This window comes from Psychrobacillus sp. (genome assembly GCF_056205495.1).
In genome coordinates this window covers 1-3740 of record NZ_JBAEAP010000331.1, presented here as the reverse complement: position 1 = coordinate 3740, position 3740 = coordinate 1, and the positions used below count along the sequence as shown (strand labels likewise).

Here is a 3740-nt window from a genome sequence, read left to right as displayed (position 1 = left end):
TTAATGCCACCGATTATGGGGGCAGCCGCGTTTCTAATGGTAGAATTTATCGGGCGTGGAGTTACCTATTGGGATATTGCGAAAGCTGCAGCAATTCCAGCGCTTCTTTACTTTACAGGAATTTGGATTATGACTCATTTTGAAGCAAAACGTTTGGGGTTAAGTGGGTTAACAGATGAACAAATGCCAGATCGTAAAGAAATCTTTAAAAAGATTTATTTAATCTTACCGATCTTCTTAATCATTATTTTAATGATGACAGGTGTACCAGTTATCCATGCTGCGTTATATGGCGTGGTAGCATGTATAGTTGTAGGTGCGATTAACAAAAGTACACGTTTAGGGCCAAAAGAAATTTTAGATGCTTTAGTAGACGGGGCACGAACTGCACTAGGTGTAGTAGCAGCCACTGCTTGTGCTGGGATAATCGTAGGAGTAGTCGTGAAAACAGGATTAGGTCTTAGTCTAGCAACTAGCTTAGTTAAGCTAGCGGGAGGAAGTATTATACTAACCTTATTCTTCGTTATGATTGCATCTCTAATTTTAGGAATGGGAGCTCCAACAACAGCAAATTATGTTATAACGTCGACTATTGCTGCACCAGCTATCATTACCTTACTAGCACCAGATGTAGCACAAAATGCAATACCACTAGTTGTCATATTGTCTGCTCACTTCTTTGTATTCTATTTTGGAATAGTAGCAGATATAACCCCTCCGGTAGCACTGGCCGCCTTTGCAGCCTCGGGTATTTCTGGTGGAGATCCTATTAAGACAGGTGTTCAATCTTCCAAACTAGCGATTGCCGCCTTTATAATACCTTATATGATTGTATTTTCTCCGACGTTGCTCATGATTGATACGACATTCGGGGAAATTATCTGGGTAACATTCACCGCTGTTACTGGAATGATTTCTATTGGAGCAGGTATGATTGGATATTGGTATCGAAAAGTCAGCTGGATTGAAAGAATACTGGCAATAGGTGCAGGTTTATTGTTAATCTATCCAGAAGGTATTTCTGATATTACAGGGTTAATTATTTTCGCTATATTATTCATCATCCAATTATTTACACGAGAGAAAAAGGAAAAACAAGCTATTGCTCTATAAAAGCTAAAACCACGAGCTAATTATGGCTCGTGGTTTTATTTCATATGTAAAATTATGAATATATTGGTATAATTAAATTTGACAGAATACATAGAATAGAGGATATATTTATGACGTTAAAATTCATTCAAGCTGGTAAGCATACAAATGATATGGTTCACTTTCCTGAATTTGATTTGACAATACAACCGGGAGAGGTAACGGCAATCATTTCTACAGTAAATGTTAAAGAGCAGCTTTTAAATACATTTCTAGGAAAAACACGACTTTCCAATGGTAAAGTAGAGTATCTCCCAGATAAAAAAATAGGTTTTTTCTTTTTACATGAAGGTTGTTATGAACGACTAACGGTAGTTGAAACTTTAAAATATTATCAAAAACTCTTTAATTCCTCCGAACAAATAGAAAGCATACTACAAACAGTGCAGCTAGATGCTCAAAAGAATAAGAAACTAAAGAATTTGACTTATTCTGAAAGAAAGCGAGTACAGCTTGCATGGTTGCTTATACAAAATCCTGATATATACATAATGGAAGAACCAGATCAAAATCTCGATATCGAATCGAAAAGGATTCTTTTTTCACTTTTAAGAGAGCTACGTCTAGCAAAAAAAGTGATCTTAATATTAACTGGCCAAGTAGAAAGTGGAGTTGCTTGTTCCGATAACGTATACCGATTAGATGAAAAAGGACTGCGCCCAGTTTTAACTAAGGAAGAAGACAATGGTGAAGTAATAGATAGGAGTGAGCCGACTACTGACAAAATTACCAATACCGATGAAGTAGTAGAAGAAAAAGTAATTCAGCCAATTCGTTTCGAAAAAATACCGACGAAAGTAAATGAAAAAATTGTATTATTTGACCCTCCAGAGATTGATTACATAGAAAGCACAGAAGGACAAACCTATTTACATATTAAAGGGGAAAGCTTTGCATGTTCCTTTACGTTGAATGACTTAGAAGAAAGATTATTGGCTTTTGGTTTCTTTCGCTGTCATCGTTCCTACATAGTAAATTTACAAAAAGTGCGGGAAGTCATTACTTGGACAAGAAACAGTTATAGCTTAGTACTAGATGACTCAGAAAAATCGTCCGTACCACTCTCAAAGACCAAAATGGCGGATTTAAAGGGAATGTTGGGCCTCAAATAAGCTCCATTCAGCATAAAAAGGAGTTCATTCATCCTAAAATTAACTCCTTTCACGGTAATTATAATGTCTTTCCATTAAATATCTTCTAATCTTAGGTTGTAGATACGAAATGCTAAACCAAACAATTAGGAGGTTTTCAAATGGAAAATGTAATTGAAGTAAAAGGCCTTGCCAAATATTTTTCCAACTTTAAGGCAGTGGAGGATGTAAACTTTCAAGTAAAAAAAGGTGAAATTTTTGGTTTTCTTGGACCAAGTGGTTCTGGTAAAACGACTACTATTAAAATACTAACGGGTCAGCTGGATCCCACAGAAGGGGAAGCGTTCGTTTTTGGCGAAAGTGTATCTAACTTTAAAAAGGCTAGTGAACGAAAGCGATTCGGTGTTCTTACCGATAATAGTGGACTCTATAGTAGATTAACAATTTTTGAAAATTTAAAGCTTTACTGTGAGCTATATGATTTACCGATTTCGAAAGTAGATGAGGCTCTTGGATTCGTTAACTTAAATGAGGCACGTAAGAAAAAAATCGCTGAATTATCTAAAGGAATGGTACAACGTGTAGTACTAGCGAGAGCTATTCTCCATGAGCCAGAGCTTTTGTTTTTAGATGAACCAACGTCTGCGTTAGATCCAACAAACACGTTACATATTTATACCGGCTTACGTGCATTAAATAAAAAAGGAACCACAATCTTTTTAACAACACATGACATGCAGGAGGCTGAAACCCTTTGCGATCGAGTTGCATTTTTAAATAAAGGGAAAATTCAATTATTGGATAAACCTAGCGAGCTGAAGAAACAATTTTCAGATGGAACGATGACCGTTGAGCTAACAAACAATGAAACGATCATAATCAAAAGGGATGAGGCTGGGGCAGATACGATGTTCCAATTGATGAAGGAAAATCGTATTTCCACTGTACATTCCAATGAGCCTACATTAGGTGATATTTTTGTCAAAGTGACTGGAGGAGAATTAATATGACATTTTCATGGAAACGTGTAAACGCAATTTTTCAAAAGGACTTTAAGGAATTTAGTAGAAACATGGCAGTCTCAGTTGTTGTCTTTTTACCTATTTTAATGGCAGCTATTTTTAGCCGGATGGGAATGGATCCATTGTTGAATGGTAATTTGACGATAGGCTTTGCGTTAACAATGGTAGGCTCGTATGTTCAATGCTGCTTGATTGCAGAGGAAAAAGAAAGAAATACATTGCGCGGATTAATGCTATCCCCTGCAAATACGTATGAAATTCTTGGTGGGAAAAGTGCATTATCATTCGTTTTAACAATGATAGTAGCTATTGTTAGTGTAATGCTTGCTGAGTATTCTCCAGCCAACGTACCTGTATTATTATTAGGATTAGCCTTATGTGCGATATTTTTTATAGGCTTAGGTACTTTACTAGGGTTAATAGCAAAATCAGTAATGGAGTCTTCTGTGATCGTGTTGCCAGTTATTTTATTGTT

General features: G+C 36.3%; 4 protein-coding genes. All 4 read left to right on the top strand.

The window, feature by feature from the left end:
- On the top strand, nucleotides 1–1113 hold a 1113-nt coding region (locus AC06OU_RS09835; RefSeq protein WP_475855494.1), incomplete at its 5' end, for a TRAP transporter permease.
- Between the two features lie 110 nt (nucleotides 1114–1223).
- The gene (locus AC06OU_RS09830) at nucleotides 1224–2264 is read left to right on the top strand and encodes a LytTR family transcriptional regulator DNA-binding domain-containing protein (protein WP_475855493.1); all 1041 of its coding nucleotides are present in this window, start codon (nucleotides 1224–1226) and stop codon (nucleotides 2262–2264) included.
- A gap of 140 nt (nucleotides 2265–2404) precedes the next feature.
- Complete coding sequence (locus tag AC06OU_RS09825) at nucleotides 2405–3253, top strand: ABC transporter ATP-binding protein (RefSeq protein WP_169358666.1); 849 nt, start codon at nucleotides 2405–2407, stop codon at nucleotides 3251–3253.
- Nucleotides 3250–3740 (top strand): ABC transporter permease (locus tag AC06OU_RS09820; protein WP_475855491.1); only part of this gene is annotated, 491 nt, incomplete at its 3' end. The genes AC06OU_RS09825 and AC06OU_RS09820, both read left to right, overlap by 4 nt.